We start from the raw sequence: 15,320 nt of genomic DNA on the forward strand, positions 1-15,320 counted from the left end.
GGAGTCGGGTGCCGTCAGGAGAGCGGGGACAGGTACATCCCGGCGGCTCCGGTCCCGGCCGTGTTGCGGCACGCGTGGTTACCGGTCGGCGAGGCGTGGATCAGGGTGAGGCAACGGCCCTGGCCGAGCTGACCGTAGGAGTTCGGATGCATGGACTCCTGGACCGGGCCCTGGGTGGAGTCGCTGTCGATCCACCGTGCCCACTCACTGCTGGTGGCAGACGGCGGCTGGGTGGCGCTGACCAGCTTGCTCGCCTTGGCGCACACCTCACGGCCCTGCAGCATGTCCCGCAGGTCCAGGAACTGTACGCCCTTCGCCGACGCCACGCCCTTGAGACGGTTCGCGATCTGCGGGACCAGGGAGTCGCGCGCCCAGTCCGAGTCCTTGTTCCAGAACGGGCAGCCGCCGGTGCTGACGCGCGACCAGCCGCTTTCCGAATAGCGGTTCTCGGTGCTCCGGGGGATGGGGGAGGGGTAGGACTGGAGCACGATGCGGTAGTCGGAGGCGGCATAGCCCGCGCCGGACATGACGGCGCGTATCTCGTCGACCGACTTGCCGACATCGGCCATCGCCTTGTCGATCTTCGAGTCGACCACGGCCTGCTGGTCGTCGTAGCAGTACGAGTACCAGACGATGTAGTCCGTGGCGCACGTGGTGATTATGTCGGCGAAACCGAGGTCGTTGCCGCCGATCGACAGGGCGATCAGTTCGACCTTGTGGGTGCCTGCGATGGTGGCGAGCTGGTCGGCCTGCGGGGCCTCGCCCTTGTACGCCTGACCGCCGTTCGAGGCCCGGAAGACGTTCGCCGTGGTGGCGCCCGAGCAGGCGATGTTGATCTGCGCCGCGGCGAGGCCCGTGGCACTGCGCACCTCGGCTGAGTCCGACCGGTGGCAGCCGTTGAAGGAGGTCGAGCCGTATACCCGGCTCGGGTCGTAGCCGCTGCCGGTCCACGCCCGGTCGGTGCCGTCGCGGCTGGTGCTGTTGGTGAGGCTGTTGCCCTGCCAGCGGCCTGCCTCGCCGGAGATGTAGCTGTCGCCCATGGAGACGATTGCGGTGGGCCCGTAGGCGGGGCTCGCGGCGGACGAGCCGGCCCCGGTGGTCAGCAGGGCGGTGCAGACCAGCGGCAGTACGAGGGCCGCGGCGGCGGCCCGTCTTCGGGAAAGCGGGGAGACACGCGTAGTGCGAAATCCGGTCACGGCGGAACACTCCTGCGGTCGGCCGCGCCTGGAGGCACGACAAAGTCCAGGCGGTAATGGCGTGGGTGTGAGGGGCCGCCGGCCGGTGGCACGCGGAATCTCGCACGCCGTGGCTTGTTACCGCTAGGTAGCCGCAGGTTTCGGTTCGGTCACGCCGCCGGATGTGAACGTGGCGAGAAAATGCCCGAGGTCGATCCGACGTCGGGACGCCCTCAGAAGGACGTCTCCCGCACACTCGCCCGGTCCGAGGGAACGGTCGATGCCGTGATTTCCGAGCGGTGCCGGTCGCCCGCGAACGTCACCGTCAGAGTGTCCGGCGCACTCTGTGTGGTGCTCGCCGTGAAGCCCTGGTTCGGCACCGCCGAGATGAGGCACACCCCGCCGCTTCCGTAGCGCACGGTGGCCTTCCCTCCCTGGGACGTGATGGTGTGCACGCCCGAGCCGCCCTCCTCGCAGCCCACGCCGCCCGGGTTCGCCCCGGACTGCTCCTGTGAAGGCGGGGGAGTGGTGCGGGCCACGGGTGACGCTGTGGGGGGTCTGTCGGTCTTCCTGGGCGGCTTCGGCCTGGGCGACGGCCGGCTCGGGGTGGGCTCGGGGCTCGGGGAGGCGCTGGGAGTCGCCGAGGCCTGCGGCGAGGCGGTGGTGAAGTCCTTCGCCGCCGACTGGGCGACCGGGGCCGTCGGCCTGGTCGAGCCCACCACGAAATGGACCGTGATCATGACGGCCGTGACGCTGGCCGCCGTGCAGGACAGCCAGATGAGCACGTAGCGCAGGTACCGGGACACGACACCATCTTGGCGGACCCGCTAACGTGCCTGCTCATGGCCTCCGTACTTGTCGTCGAGGACGACCCAGTCATCCGGGCCGCGCTGATCGAGGTCCTCACCGGACACGGGTACGCGGTGAAGACCGCTCACCAGGGTTTCGAGGCGCTGCGGCAGATCACCCAGGGCCCGCCCGACATCGTCGTGCTGGACCTCGGGCTGCCCGACCTGGACGGTCTCGACGTGCTGCGGATGATCCGGGGCATCTCGCGGGTACCCGTACTGGTCGCCACGGCCCGCGACGACGACACCGAGGTCATCAGGCTCCTCAACGCCGGAGCCGACGACTACATGGTCAAGCCCTTCTCGGGCGGCCAGCTCGCCGCCCGGCTCGCGGCCGTACTGCGGCGGTCCGGGCCGGCCGCGGACGACGGCAACCGGCAGCAGGTCCTCCAGGTCGCCGGTCTCAGGATCGACCCACTCGCCCGAACCGCACACCTCGACGGCGGCGAACTCGCCCTGACCCGGCGGGAGTTCGACCTGCTCGCCTACCTCGCGCAGAACGCCGACCAGGTCATATCCCGAAAGCGCATACTCGCCGAGGTGTGGCAGCAGCCCTATCTCGAGGACCAGACGGTCGACGTCCACCTCTCGGCGCTGCGCAGGAAGCTGGGTGAAAAGGCGGCGCATCCGCGCTATCTGCACACAGTGCGCGGTATCGGGATCAAGCTGGTCGCCTCGCCGTCATGAGACGCGCCCTCGCAGGGATCTCCCTGGCCGCGACGCTGATGGTCGCTTTGTCCTTTCTCGTTCCGCTTGCCCTGCTCGTACGGGAACAGGCCCGGGACCGGGTGACCACCGCCGCCGAGCAGCGGGCGGCGGCTCTCTCACCCGTACTCGCCCTGACCACCAGACGCGCCGATGTGCAGCAGGCGGTCTCGGGCCTGGGCTCGGACGACCGGCTCGCCGTACGGCTCCCGGACGGCGGGCTCGTCGGCACCCTGCACGCCCCGCAGGAGGCGCTGAAACGCGCGGTGGGCAAGCGGGAGACGCTGGCGCTCGACACCGCCGAGGGATGGGTCTACCTCCAGCCCGTCGTCCTCGCCGAGAACCGGGTGGCGGTCGTCGAGGCGTACGTGCCCACCGGGGATCTGACCCGGGGCGTGTGGGCCTCGTGGGGCGTCATGTCGCTGCTCGCGCTCGGCCTGGTGGGCGGCTCGGTGCTGGTCGCCGACCGGCTCGGCGCCCGGGTCGTCCGTTCTTCCAGGAGCCTGAAGCGTGCCTCGCTGGCCCTGGGGTCGGGGGACCTCGACGTACGGGTGGATCCGGACGGTCCGCCGGAGCTCCAGGAGGCCGGTGCCGCGTTCAACACCATGGCCGACCGGGTCGTGGAACTGCTCGCCATTGAGCGGGAGATGGTCGCCGATCTCTCGCACCGGCTCAGGACCCCTCTGACCGCGCTGTACCTGGAGGCGGATCTGCTGGGTGGTTCACCGGGCGCCCGGCGGATCACGGAGGCCGTCTCGCAGTTGGAGAGCGAACTGGACTCGATCATCACCGCCGCGCGCACCCCGCTGGCCGCCGGCCCCGTGAACGGGACAATTCCGGCGCGCCCCTGCGAGCTGACCGAAGTGGTGGCGATGCGGCTCGACTTCTGGTCGGTGCTCGCCACCCAGCAGGAGCGGCTGTACGAGCGCTCCTTCACGCCGCGCCGGACGCCCGTCCGGTTCCCCGAGGACGACCTCGCCGCGGTCGTGGACGCGCTGATCGGGAACGTCTTCCGGCACACTCCGCAGGGCACTGCCTTCGCCGTACGCGTGGAGCGCACCGATCGGCACGTGCTGCTCACGGTCGAGGACGCGGGTCCCGGCGTTGCCGACCCGGACGCCGCGCTCACCCGGGGTGTCAGCGTCGGTGGTTCCACGGGCCTCGGCCTGGACATCGTGGCGCGCGCGGCCTCCGTGGCGGGCGGGGAGCTGGAGATCACCCGCGCCGCGATGGGCGGGGCCCGGGTACGGGTGTCCTTCGGGCTGGCGCGCGACGAGCTGTAGCCGGTCCGGCTAGCGGCTAGCGGCTAGCGGCTTGCGCCGAAGTCCTGCGTCCACCAGGGGCCACCGTCGCCGAAGTGCACGCCGATGCCTATCTCCTTGAAGGAGCAGTTGAGGATGTTGGCGCGGTGGCCGGGGCTGTTCATCCACGCGTCCATGACGGCCGCGGCGTCGGACTGCCCCTGAGCTATGTTCTCGCCCAGCGTGGACCAGGCGTATCCGGCCGCCTCGACGCGGCCGGCCATCGTCGACCCGTCCGGCCCGGTGTGGGACATCACGCCCGAGTCGGCCATGACGTCGCTGTAGTCGTCCGCGGCCTTGGTGAGCTTCGCGTTCGAGGTCAGCGGCGAGCAACCGGCCGACGCGCGCTCCTTGTTGACGAGCGCGAGAACCTGCGCCTCGGCGCCGTTCGACGACCCGCCGTCGTCGCCCGAGCCGCTGCCCGACCGCTCGGTCGGCCGACTCGCATCACCGGCGCCGCTCCCGCTCTTGGACTGCACGGTCGGAGTCGGGGTCGCAGTCGCCGTCCGCTTCGGCTTGGCGGAGGCCGTGACACGCGGGCTCGGGGAGGCGGTGGCGCTGGGTATCGCCGAGGGAGAGGCAAGGGGCGACGCGCTGCCCGCGGCGGCCTGGCCGTCCGTCGGTCCGGGAAGGTCGGCCGCATCCGTCGTAACCTTGCCCGCCGAGCCGCTGTTGCCGCCGCCCGTGGCAAGGGTGACGCCGACGCCCGTCGTGACGGTGATCGCACCGAGCGCCAGAACGACATTGCGCGCCCGCAGCCCGTTCTTGGGGCGGGCGTGGGAACGGGGCTGGGGGCGATCGGCTCTTCGGGAACCCATACGTGCAACACCTCGGGAGTGTGTCGAGCTCGGGAAAACCCCGGCAGGCGCGCGATCGCGCCCACCGGGTGTGGGGGGTTGGCAAGAGCGTATGGGTGTCCGGGGCCGGGAACGGCGTTCGGAAGGTCTTCTTCAAGAAGCCCTAAGAAAGCCCTAAGACTTCCGTCGGCTACGCCGGATACGTCGGATACTCACCGTCAGCGCGATCGAGGCGAGCCGACCGTGTGCTGCCGTCGCGCTCAGACGGACAGAGCGGCCACGGGCACCGGCCTCCGTGCGACCGGCGTGCTGAATTCGTAGACGTACCAGTGGCCTTGGACCGGTGAGCGGTGCAAGCGCCTGCGGGGCCGGTGCACGCGGCGCGTACGGCGTGACCGGGGGCTGCAGACCCCGGCGCCGGAGTGATCACCCCGGGAGAACGCCGGTGACCCCGGTCACCGGGAGGACGCGGCCGGGTGCCGGCGCGACCGCCGTAACAGGTTTCCCCAAATCCGAAAGGGTCATGGTCACCGTGACGCTCGTCATGCTGGTGAAGGACAGGCCGACGCGCACCACCCGTCCCTTGCCGTCGACCCAAGCGTCCGCGAAGACCGGGATCTCGCTGCCGAGCGCATCGCGCATCGCGTCTGCCTTGGTCCGCACGCCAGTTGCCAGCCGGAGCGTAAGGGTCTGGTGGTCGAGCGTGCCGCGGTAGTGCACGGCCGGTACGCCGTTCACGTTTTCCTCACCGAGCCTGGAGACCTTCTGCATCGCTGCCACCTGCCGAAGCACGTGCTCGGGGTCGTTGAGCGGTGCGCGGAGCAGGAAGTGTGCCTCGGCCCTGTCGCGAGCCATCGATCCCCATGCGTCCTCGAGGCCGTTGACACCGCGCAGGTAGACGGTGTCGCCGGCGAAAATCTCGTCCATGTGACTGATGGCCCCGCCCGGGAGGTCCACGGCAAGTCGGCCCTTGTCCTTGGCCAGGTCGAAGCTGCCGGTGACGGAGAGGACGTATGTCGTGCCCCCGTCGCGCAGCTCGATCTTTTCCTCGATCCGGGCGGTGCTGCCACTGGTTGCGGCAACTGCGGCTCGCACAGTCGACGCGTCGTGCGCGCGCTGGGTGACCGTCGATCTCGCCGGTTCCTCTGCGTCGTTCCCGGCATTGCCCGCACAACCGGTGCACAGCAGCACAGCGGTGCCGAGGAGGATGAGGGAACGGCGCATGATCACTCCGGGAATTGACAGCTGGTCAGGATCCGGCGGTCGTAGGAATGATCGCCCCCGAGGGAAGAGTGCCACACGGCCGCGCCGCCGTGGACTGTGTTTTCCGGGCCACGAGGCGCGGCGGCGGACTGATCGCCATCCGCGCCTGCCCTCTTGTGAGGCGGGCCGCGGTTGTGCCATATAGGTCTGGACCATTGCCGTCGTCCGCGGAGGTCAGACCGTGCAACGTCCCCCCACACCCGCCGCGTTGACCTGCGCGGCCATCCTTGTCCTCACCGCTTGCGGAGGCGGGGAGAAGGACACCGAACGCCCAACGACACCCGCCGGGGTGACCGCCCAGGCGGGCAGCGCCACCTCCGTCCACGTCATGTGGAACCAGGCCACCGACAACAAGGCGGTCACCGGCTACGAGGTATTCCAGAAGGGCGCCAGGGTCAAAGCGCTGCCAGCTACCAGGAACATGGTCGACATCGACCAATTGACACCCGAGACCTCGTACACCTTCACCGTCCGGGCGCGCGACGCCGCGGGCAACCTCTCGAAGCCCAGTGCCGCTGTAGCCATCACCACGCCGGCTCCCACGCCCGAGGACCATCACGCGCCCTCGCGACCGCTGAAGCTCACCGTCCGGGCCGACGGGAGCCGTGCGGCCACCTTGTCCTGGGTGCGGGCCGGGGACGACGTCGGCATCACCTCGTACGACATCTACCAGGAGGACTCCCGGATCCACAGCGTGAGCGGCACCGAGACCACCGCCCGTGTCAGCGGGCTGCGGCCCGGCACCGTCTACACCTTCACCGTGCGGGCACGCGACGCCGCCGAGAACTCCTCCCCGGACAGCAACGCCGTGGACCTGACCACCGCGTCGGCGCCGGGGAAGGGGCCCAGCACGGCGCCCACCGATCTCAAGGCGGCTGCCCGCAAGGGAAACATCGATCTGAGCTGGACGCCACCGCAGACCGGTGGTCCGGTCAAGGAGCATCAGCTGTTCCTGAACGGGAAGTTGGCTACGACGATTGTCTGGGGTGCCCAGCCTCCCGCCGGGACGGCGGCGTACACGATCACGGTCGTGGACAAGCCGGGCACCCGCTACAGCATCAAGCTCAGGGCCAAGCTGCCGGACGGTAAGTGGGGCGATTTCTCGGCGCAGCGGACGGTGGTGGTCCGATAGCGGAATGGAGCCAGTCGAGGAGTGGACGGAGGCCGCGGCCAAACTCCCTGTATGGCAGAGTGCCGCGGACGACGCCTCGGAGCAGACTCTCACGAAGGCTCTTGCCGTCAGTTTTTCGCGGTCTTCAACACTCTGGCGGAGGAGTTGGGCACGGAGTGGCCCATGGACCTGCGTGCGGCAACGAGTGCATAGCGCGTACTCGATCTCCGGCGTGTCGTCAGGTGTGGGCTGATATGTAGATACCTCCAGGGGGGACCTGTGAGCTGGATGCCCCTGTGCGTTCTGCTCAGGAGGTACTCGCCGTATGCCCCATCAGTCCCGGACCGTGCGCACCGCCACCAGCGATCCCGGTCTTGACCGGCTGAAGGCTGTCCTCGACGGTTGGCGTAATTCACTGCTGGACATGGGTGGGCGCAACCGGCTGCTGAACTTCCGCCACACCAAGACCGCGACCCTGGAACTCACTTCGCCCGGTGCCAATGCTCTCTTATCGGACCTCGCCAAGGGTTGGGACTTCGCACCGGTCGCGGAAGAAGCGGATGACGAAGGCAACGGGATCGTCGACCGGAGACCTTGCGCCGGGTTGGTCACCCAGAAGACGACCCAGGCCACCCTGGACAGCGCGCTGTACCGACTGCGGCAGAAGTCCGGTCAGATGTTCAACGACTACGGCCTATGGGTGCTGTGGCTGGGCGTCGGCATGCTCGACTGGTGTGAAGACGACGCCCATGAGAGCAGCTCGGCGCCACTGATCCTGGTCCCGGTCGAGCTGCGCCGCCCCAGCAGCCACCGCCGCTACCGGCTTCACCTCGCCGGCAACCAGGACCGCGTCCACAATCCCGCCCTGGCCGTGAAGATGGAGCGCCTCGGAGTCGACTGGGGCCCGGTCACCACCACTGACGTCACCGACCTGGCCGCCGTGATCTCGGCCGCCCGCAAGGTCGCGGCAGGACTGAAGGACTGGAAGGTCGACGAGCGGGTGGTGCTCAGCCTGTTCGAATCGCACCGCGAGGCCATGTACCAAGACCTTCAGCAGCATGAGGACCAGATCCTCGCCCACCCGCTGGTCCGAGCGGTCGCTCTCGGGCCCGACGCGGGGCTGCCTGACGACCTGATTGGCTTCGAACCCCCGGAGCTGGACCGTATCGACGACGTCCAGCTGCCCGAGAAGACCCCGCTGGTGCTGGACGCCGATGCCTCGCAGCGTCAGTGCATCGCCTCCGCCCTCGACAACCGGTCGTTCGTAATGAGCGGCCCGCCCGGTACCGGCAAGAGCCAGACCATCACCAACATGATCGCCGCGCTCATGCACGCCGGCCGTAGCGTGCTGTTCGTCAGTGAGAAGGCCGCGGCGCTCGACGTTGTACGCAATCGGCTGCGCGGCGTCGGCCTCGGCGACTCCGTCATGGCCTTGCACAGCGGCGATACGAGCAAGAAGGCGGTCGCCACCGAACTCGCCCGGGTCCTGACCACCGAGGCCCGTGTCACCGGGGCCGCCGAGCACGAACTGGAGCGAGCCCGTCGACTGCGTGAAGAACTGTCCGCGTACGCCGCGGCCATGAATCAGACCCGCGACCCCCTCGAGCGAACTCTTCACGACGTTCTTGGACGCCTGGTTCAGCTGGAGCAGGCGGGCACCCCGCAACTGCCGCTGTCCGCCCAGAATGCGAAGACCGTCCGCACTCTGAGCGCAGGCGCTTTACAGGAGATCGCTGCTGCCGCCGGCGCCATCAGCCGGGCCTGGCGTCCCGCCGCCGAAGGAGAGTCGTTCCCGTGGCGCGGGCTGGTCGGCACCTCGGCGCACCAAGTGGTCACCGAGGCCTCCGACGCTCTCGACGGCCTGCGGACCGCGACCGGCCGACGCCCCTTCGCTGCCACGCAGGACGAGCCCCGCTCGGTCCGCGAACTTCAGCAGACCGTGCGTTCCTTGCGAGCGGGTCTGCCCGACGGCATTGGCTCGCCGGACCCGTCCCTGCCGGAGGACGTCTCCGGCCAACTTGCCCAGCTCGCCGACCTGTTCGGTCTGGCGAAGCAGGACCGCGCCGAGGTGGCATTCGCCCTGTGCGAGCTCGCCGATCTGACGACTACCGGCCACCGACCGCCGCGAGGCTGGTTCGACGCCGACACCCTGCGCGAGGCACATCAGGCAGCTCAGGAGCTGCGCCAGGCCTTGAACGCCGAGGGCGAGGCCCGGACGGCGGCCGAGGACGTCTTCGGCGAGCAGGTCCTCCAGGAGGCGGACCTGCCCGATCTGGTAGCGCGCTTCACCGATCAGCACCGTGGACTGATGGCACGCTTCTCGGCTCAGTACAAGGCCGACCGCGCCGCCGTGACCGCACTCACCCGCACCGGGACATGGCACAAGTCGCTCACGGGCCGCTTGGACGAGGCCCTGGCCTGGCGCAACGCAGCGGCCGAGGTGGTACGCCTCGCCGACGGGCACGCCACCCTCCTGGGCCGCTATGCCCCGCGCAGCCAGCAGGCGGTGGACGCGCTCGATATGGCCCTGGCAACCGCCGACCGTATCGCAGAGCTGAGCCGCGATGCCGACCGGCGCGACCTGCTCGCCGACCAATTGGCCGACGACGCCGACACGGACCGCCTGCCCGTGCTGCTGGCCGACAGCGTACGGCGCTTGCTGGGCGACTGGTGCGCGGTCGCGACCCGCCGCACCGAACGCTGGTCCGCGTCGGTAACCGCGCTCCTCGACATCTTCGACGCCGCGCGAGGAGCGCAGCTCTCACCGTCACTACTCGGCACCTTCGATCAGGCCCAGCAGGTGATCGACGCGCTGCTTGCCGACGCGCACGGCCCCGAGGAATGGCAGGCTTACCGTGGCGGCCTTGTTGTCCTGGCCCGCCACGGCGCTGACGACCTCGTCGCGAGCGCGGCAGAGCGGGGTGTCGACCCGGAGCGGCTCCCGGACATCGTCGAACAGGCAATGCTCCGGTCCTGGGCCGACGGCATCCTCGCCACCGACGACCGGCTGCGCACGACACGCTCGGACGACCTCGACGCACGGGTGTCGGACTATCGGGAAGCCGACCTCCGCCTGATCGCCGCCGCGGGCGGTGCGGTGATCGAGGCGTGCAACAAGCGACGGCCACGCCGCTTCGGCAGCGGAGGCGGCGCCGTGATCACCCGCGAGGCGGAGAAGAAGACGCGGCACATGCCGGTGCGTGAGCTTCTCGGCCGAACCCGCGAGGTCGTGCAGTCGATCAAGCCATGCTTCATGATGAGCCCGCTGACGGTAAGCCAGTTCCTTCCCGCCGACTACCACTTCGACGTGGTCGTCTTCGACGAGGCGTCGCAGGTCCGCCCCAGCGACGCGATCAACTGCATCTATCGCGGACGCACGCTTGTCGTCGCCGGTGACGACAAGCAGCTGCCGCCCACCTCGTTCTTCGACTCCTCGGTGGAGGACGATTCGGACGAGTACGAGGAGGACGTCCCCGACTCGTTCGAGTCACTGCTGCACGCCTGCAAGGCGGGCGCCATGCGAGAACTGCCCCTGCGCTGGCACTACCGCAGCCGCCACGAGAACCTGATCACCTTCAGCAACCGCTCGTTCTACAACAACTCGATGGTGACGTTCCCCGGCGCACTCGACGAGGGCAATGACGTCGGTGTCGCTTTCTGCAAGGCCGACGGCGTCTACGACCGGGGTGGCCGTCGTGACAACCGCGCCGAGGCCGACTTCGTCGCCGAGCGCGTCATCCACCACTTCGACACCCGTCGTGGCCGGACTCTTGGTGTGGTCGCCCTCTCGCAGGCGCAGGCCTCGGCCATCGACCAGGCTGTGCAGCAGGCCCGGTTGATGCGCCCCGATCTCGATCACTGTTTCACCGAGGGGCGCCTCGACGGCTTCTTCGTGAAGAATCTCGAATCGGTACAAGGTGACGAACGCGACGTCATGATCATGTCCGTCGGATACGGCCCCGACGAGTACGGCAAGCTCGGTCTGAACTTCGGCCCCATCAATAAGGGCGGGGGCTGGCGGCGCCTCAACGTAGCAATCACCCGCGCCCGTTACCGCATGGAGGTCGTCGCCTCCTTCCGCGGTACGAGCCTGCCCGACAGCTCGAACGAGAGCGTTCAGCATCTCAAGCGCTACCTGGAGTATGCAGATAACGGCCCGGCCGTCTTGGCCCGCGACGTCGTCCAGTCCGACGCGGAGCCGGACAGCCCCTTCGAGGAGTCCGTCCGCACGGTGCTGCAGGACTGGGGCTACACGGTCCAGCCTCAGGTCGGCGTCGCGGGATACCGCATCGATCTCGGCCTGCGCCACCCGGAACTGCCCGGTGCGTACGCCCTCGGCATCGAGTGCGACGGCGCGATGTATCACTCCTCGAAGACTGCCCGGGACCGAGACCGGCTGCGCGAGCAGGTCCTGAACGGGCTCGGCTGGCGGCTGTACCGGATCTGGGGAACGGACTGGTACCGGGGCCGGGCGGCGGCGGAGCTGCGCCTGCGCGAGGCGGTCGAGCAGGCCATCGCTCGGGGACCGCTGGCCGTGTCGGCGCCAGGGGTTTCGGAAGCGGGCGGCTCGTCCGAGACCGGCCCGGACGGGGGCGGTCCGTTGCCGACAGTTCCGGCTCCGCGTGCGGAGGCGCGGGTCGAGGTCGAGTACGACCGGGTGCCTGTCGACAGTGAGCTGGCGCGCGAGTGGAGCGCCCAGTACCGGACGGCGTCGATCAGCGTCACTGTGCACTACGAGCTCCACACGCCGGAGGCCCGGCCGACTCTGCGTAAGGCGCTGGCGCAGATCATTGAGGTCGAGGGCCCTATCCATGAGGACGTGCTGGTTCAGCGGGCGCGTGAGGCCTGGGGACTCGGCCGGGCAGGGAACCGCATCAGGGACAACGTGCGGGAGGTGGCGCGGGCTCTGGTCCGCTCGGGCCTCGTCGCCTCAGAAGGGTCCTTCTTCGACGTGGCGGAGCGGGCGGAAGCGCTGAAGGCCCGGCGTCCGGAGGACGGGGAAATGGCGCGCAAGGTCACGTACATCGCCCCGGAGGAACGGCATCTGGCATTGTGCGAGCTTGCATCGGAATGCCCTGGAATGTCACAAGATGAGTTGATCAAGCAGGCGTGCGACTTCTTCGGCTGGCGCCGCATGGGCAAGGACATCCGCGACTGCCTGGCGGCGGACATCGTGGAGCTGTACCGGCAGCGGAGGCTGGAGGGCGGTCCGGGGCGGGTTAACGCGGTGCGCTGACAGAGTCTGATGGGTTGCGCCGGGCAGTCGAGCACTGCGCTTCGGGCTGCAGCCCATATGGGCTCAGCTCTCGTCCTGTTCCAGGTCAAGCAGCAGGTAACTGTGGTGTTCACGGCCCAGTGGGGATCGGGCCGTGGTGACCAGAACCCGCGCTCGGACCCTACGATCGGCGTAGGCACGCACTAGTGCGGTCACCTCGCGGTCGGCACGAACCGTGATGACCTCATGTTCTGCGATTTCGACCTCGACGGTTCCGCGCACCTTGCTGCCACCCACCACGGTGCCGACGAAGGTGTCTTCGCGATCCTCGAATTCCGCTGCTCGCAGCGTCTGCCGACAGCGTTGCGCCCCGTCGCTGCTGAGAGTCGAAGACCTCAGCCCGCTGTGTGGTGACTGCCAGGTGAGTCTGACCCTGGCATCTGCGTCGGCGACGACACCGGAGAGCGTTGACAGGTGTCCCGACGCTCGGCGCCCGAGGGGAAGTGCGGTGGCGAGGATCGCGTCCTCGGAGCCCGCTCCTGATTCGGCCTTATCGGCCAGATCCAGGATCGTGCTCATCGTGCGGTCGAGTAGCGACTCTGTCGGGCCGACATCCCGTAGCTCCTGTTGAGCCTCCGGTGGGGCTTCTTCCAGAACCATTCCGTAGGACGAGGGGAAGACAGCTGCTGAATACAGCTTCGTGGCACGCTGGATCTCCTTGGGGACCGGGCCCGAATCATGCGTGGGGCGTTGATCGTCAAGGGCGTGCGCGACTGATGTGACGGCTGCCTGAAGCGCCGTTAGCCAACCACCCAGAACAGCGGACTCCACACGATGATCGCGTACCGGCGGCCCGTCGAGCGCGAGCCAGAGGGAGCGGCGCAATGTGTCCTGCTGTCCCTGATCGATGAGCTGCCCATGAACGATCGCATTCCGGAGGCGCCGGTTCTGAGCGCTTGCCAGCTCGGCCAGCGAATGTACAGGCGCGTGACCGGCTGCCTTTGCCCGGTTGGCCTGCAGCCAGGCGAGGAGAGCTTGCCTGTCCGAAGGGTCGGGCAGGCTCTGCGGGGCGTTCAAAGCAGTACCTCCACATATCCGCGCCGACTGTCTGTGCCACTGCCGTCAAGTGTCGCTCGGCAACGCTGCCAGATCTCGTCGTAGAGACCCAGCTTGTAAAACACTTCCCGGTCTCCCAGCGCCATGGCTCCGGTCACACCGAGGTCGCCGAAGTGGGTGGTCCCCGGCAGCCGCAGGATGTACGCGTCCACTCGCATCCCCTGGCCGACACACCAGTCCCGGGTTGCCAGGTTGTCCAGGTAGTCCGCATCATCGCTGTCTGATGCGTGAGCATCGTAGACATCGTGCGGAATCAGATAGGTGACGTCCGCGTCGCTGGGGTCGATCTTGCCGCTGACGAAGCTCCCGGCCAGCCATATCCGGCTCACTGCTCCGAGGACGGCCTCCACTGCCGCGTAGTGGAACTCCCATTCATTAAAGATCTCCGCTCGTGTGGCGGAGCCGGCGAATCGCTCGCTCTTCACCAGCTCGCTCTCCACCTCTTCCCAGGTGAGGGGAAAGCGCCCTGGCGGCAACGTGTCCGTGGCCGGGAGGAAGGGCGGCAGGGAAGGCATGAGGCTCCTTCGCGGGTGATCGTCCGAGCAGGCTATGGCAGCGGGCTGGTGCCGGGGAGCTGGATGAGATTCTTCCGCCGATGGGGTGACAGAGAGGCGATGGGCAAGCGGCTGGTGCCCAAAGGCCCCCGGGATAGTGATCCGGGGTTCGGACTGCCGTCGGCTGCCAAGGCCGGGCGCGTTGACGAGGCGATGCGGCTGTCGGAGCTGCACATCGGGACCAGCTCACCGAGACCGCGATCGCGGAACGCGCGGCGGCCTGGTCGGCGTCGGCTTCCGGCGCCACATTCGGTGTTCAAATCAACCTGGAGACCAGTGAGTGGTGAACGGCCCCTGGCGCGGGGCCGCCGTTCTCACCCGTCCAGTGCCGCCGCCATGTGGTCGAGGTCGGTGAGGAGTTCGGCGAGACGTTGCTCCGGGACGGCGTCGGTCATGAGCTGGTCAATGGCGTAGACGGCGGAGCGTGCCGCCGCGAGGCGGCGGTGGCCCTCATCGGTGAGGTGGGCGGGCAGAGCGCGGCCGCGGTCGGTGGTGGCAGGCCGGGTGATGAGGCCGGCGTCCTGCAGTCCGCGAAGGACGACGTTCATGGACTGCCGCGTGACGAACGCGCCGCGGGCCAGCTCGGCGTTGGACAGGCCCGGGCGCTGGTCGAGGAGTTCGAGGCAGGCGTACTGCGGCACCGTCAGGCCGTACTCCCGCAGTGCTCTGTCCATCGCGCCGCGCAGCGCCGCGGCGGCACGCTTCAGGCGGTAGCCCAGGCGCTCGGTCACGTCGGTGGCGGGCGGGGCCTGGCTGGAGGGAGTCGCATCATGCATGTCAGGAGTTTGACATGTGTCCGCGGCGCCGTCTAACTTCGTCGTATGTCAAAGTCCTGACATGCAACACGATCGAGGAGTACTCATGACTGTCACCGCCGACGGGCCGGACTTCATCGCTCTGCAGGTGCGCGATGTCGAAGCGGCCGCCACCTTCTACGAGGAGCTGCTCGGGCTGCGCCGGGCTCCCCTCTCGCCGCCCGGCGCCGTGGTGTTCGCCACCGAGCCGGTTCCGTTCGCCGTCCGCGAGCCGCTGCCGGGAGTGGATCTCGGCTCAGTCGAGCGGCCCGGGCTCGGCGTCGCCCTGTGGTTCCCGACCACTGACGCGCAGGCTCTGCACGACAAGCTCCACGCCGCCGGGATCCCCATCGCCAAGGCACCCGAGGACGGTCCGTTCGGCAGGATGTTCACGTTCGTCGGCCCCGAGGGCTACGCCATCACCACGCACGAAGGCTGACC

Annotated in this window: 13 protein-coding genes; 6 read left to right on the top strand and 7 right to left on the bottom strand. The window is 68.8% G+C overall.

Going from position 1 to position 15,320, the window contains the following annotated elements; translation table 11 throughout:
* Positions 1 to 14: 14 nt before the first annotated feature.
* Both OOK40_RS18440 and OOK40_RS18445 read right to left on the bottom strand, forming a co-directional pair.
* On the bottom strand, positions 15 to 1,196 hold the full coding sequence (locus OOK40_RS18440) for a GDSL-type esterase/lipase family protein (RefSeq protein WP_266482733.1): 1,182 nt from the start codon (positions 1,194 to 1,196) through the stop codon (positions 15 to 17).
* A 212-nt stretch (positions 1,197 to 1,408) separates the two neighbouring features.
* Positions 1,409 to 1,714 carry a hypothetical protein gene (locus OOK40_RS18445; protein ID WP_266482735.1) on the bottom strand — a complete coding sequence of 102 codons (306 nt, stop codon included), beginning with the start codon at positions 1,712 to 1,714 and terminating at the stop codon, positions 1,409 to 1,411.
* Between the two features lie 10 nt (positions 1,715 to 1,724).
* Between OOK40_RS18445 and OOK40_RS18450 the strand changes: the two genes are divergently transcribed.
* From OOK40_RS18450 to OOK40_RS18460, 3 genes are read left to right on the top strand one after another with little or no spacing between them, the layout of a single operon-like run.
* Positions 1,725 to 1,964, top strand: a complete 240-nt coding sequence (locus OOK40_RS18450) for a hypothetical protein (protein ID WP_266482739.1) — start codon at positions 1,725 to 1,727, stop codon at positions 1,962 to 1,964.
* Positions 1,965 to 2,017: 53 nt separating this feature from the next.
* On the top strand, positions 2,018 to 2,710 hold the full coding sequence (locus OOK40_RS18455; protein ID WP_266482742.1) for a response regulator transcription factor: 693 nt from the start codon (positions 2,018 to 2,020) through the stop codon (positions 2,708 to 2,710).
* Complete coding sequence (locus OOK40_RS18460; protein ID WP_266482746.1) at positions 2,707 to 4,011, top strand: HAMP domain-containing sensor histidine kinase; 1,305 nt, start codon at positions 2,707 to 2,709, stop codon at positions 4,009 to 4,011. Before OOK40_RS18455 ends, OOK40_RS18460 begins: the two co-directional genes overlap by 4 nt.
* A gap of 23 nt (positions 4,012 to 4,034) precedes the next feature.
* On the opposite strand, the gene OOK40_RS18465 is transcribed toward OOK40_RS18460, so the two are convergent.
* Together OOK40_RS18465 and OOK40_RS18470 are read right to left on the bottom strand one after the other, a co-directional pair.
* The gene (locus OOK40_RS18465; RefSeq protein WP_266482748.1) at positions 4,035 to 4,847 is read right to left on the bottom strand and encodes a CAP domain-containing protein; all 813 of its coding nucleotides are present in this window, start codon (positions 4,845 to 4,847) and stop codon (positions 4,035 to 4,037) included.
* A gap of 405 nt (positions 4,848 to 5,252) precedes the next feature.
* Positions 5,253 to 6,050 carry a hypothetical protein gene (locus OOK40_RS18470; protein ID WP_266482750.1) on the bottom strand — a complete coding sequence of 266 codons (798 nt, stop codon included), beginning with the start codon at positions 6,048 to 6,050 and terminating at the stop codon, positions 5,253 to 5,255.
* A gap of 220 nt (positions 6,051 to 6,270) precedes the next feature.
* Here OOK40_RS18470 and OOK40_RS18475 point away from each other — a divergent pair, with 220 nt between their 5' ends.
* Together OOK40_RS18475 and OOK40_RS18480 are read left to right on the top strand one after the other, a co-directional pair.
* Entirely contained in the window at positions 6,271 to 7,221 is a 951-nt protein-coding gene (locus OOK40_RS18475; RefSeq protein ID WP_266482752.1) for a fibronectin type III domain-containing protein, read from the top strand.
* 304 nt (positions 7,222 to 7,525) lie between these two features.
* Positions 7,526 to 12,436: a DUF3320 domain-containing protein gene (locus tag OOK40_RS18480; RefSeq protein WP_266482755.1), complete on the top strand. Its 4,911-nt coding sequence runs from the start codon at positions 7,526 to 7,528 to the stop codon at positions 12,434 to 12,436.
* Between the two features lie 63 nt (positions 12,437 to 12,499).
* On the opposite strand, the gene OOK40_RS18485 is transcribed toward OOK40_RS18480, so the two are convergent.
* From OOK40_RS18485 to OOK40_RS18495, 3 genes are all read right to left on the bottom strand, one after another.
* Positions 12,500 to 13,492: a hypothetical protein gene (locus tag OOK40_RS18485; RefSeq protein ID WP_266482757.1), complete on the bottom strand. Its 993-nt coding sequence runs from the start codon at positions 13,490 to 13,492 to the stop codon at positions 12,500 to 12,502.
* Positions 13,489 to 14,046 (bottom strand): hypothetical protein, encoded by a 558-nt coding sequence (locus OOK40_RS18490; RefSeq protein ID WP_266482759.1) that lies wholly within the window; start codon positions 14,044 to 14,046, stop codon positions 13,489 to 13,491. Before OOK40_RS18490 ends, OOK40_RS18485 begins: the two co-directional genes overlap by 4 nt.
* Positions 14,047 to 14,399: 353 nt before the next feature.
* On the bottom strand, positions 14,400 to 14,861 hold the full coding sequence (locus OOK40_RS18495; protein WP_266482762.1) for a MarR family winged helix-turn-helix transcriptional regulator: 462 nt from the start codon (positions 14,859 to 14,861) through the stop codon (positions 14,400 to 14,402).
* A gap of 85 nt (positions 14,862 to 14,946) precedes the next feature.
* Between OOK40_RS18495 and OOK40_RS18500 the strand changes: the two genes are divergently transcribed.
* A complete protein-coding gene (locus OOK40_RS18500; RefSeq protein ID WP_266482764.1) occupies positions 14,947 to 15,318 on the top strand; it encodes a VOC family protein in 372 nt (123 codons plus the stop codon).
* The last annotated feature ends 2 nt before the right edge of the window (positions 15,319 to 15,320 follow it).

The organism is Streptomyces sp. NBC_01481, from assembly GCF_026339995.1.
Lineage (GTDB): Bacteria > Actinomycetota > Actinomycetes > Streptomycetales > Streptomycetaceae > Streptomyces.

What these genes read in the sequence shown, in the direction of transcription:
- OOK40_RS18455 (WP_266482742.1), top strand. Translation starts at nt 2,018, where the DNA reads ATGGCCTCCGTACTTGTCGTCGAGGACGACCCAGTCATCCGGGCCGCG.
- OOK40_RS18460 (WP_266482746.1), top strand. Translation starts at nt 2,707, where the DNA reads ATGAGACGCGCCCTCGCAGGGATCTCCCTGGCCGCGACGCTGATGGTC.
- OOK40_RS18465 (WP_266482748.1), bottom strand. Translation starts at nt 4,847, where the DNA reads ATGGGTTCCCGAAGAGCCGATCGCCCCCAGCCCCGTTCCCACGCCCGC.
- OOK40_RS18470 (WP_266482750.1), bottom strand. Translation starts at nt 6,050, where the DNA reads ATGCGCCGTTCCCTCATCCTCCTCGGCACCGCTGTGCTGCTGTGCACC.
- OOK40_RS18480 (WP_266482755.1), top strand. Translation starts at nt 7,526, where the DNA reads ATGCCCCATCAGTCCCGGACCGTGCGCACCGCCACCAGCGATCCCGGT.
- OOK40_RS18490 (WP_266482759.1), bottom strand. Translation starts at nt 14,046, where the DNA reads ATGCCTTCCCTGCCGCCCTTCCTCCCGGCCACGGACACGTTGCCGCCA.
- OOK40_RS18495 (WP_266482762.1), bottom strand. Translation starts at nt 14,861, where the DNA reads ATGCATGATGCGACTCCCTCCAGCCAGGCCCCGCCCGCCACCGACGTG.
- OOK40_RS18500 (WP_266482764.1), top strand. Translation starts at nt 14,947, where the DNA reads ATGACTGTCACCGCCGACGGGCCGGACTTCATCGCTCTGCAGGTGCGC.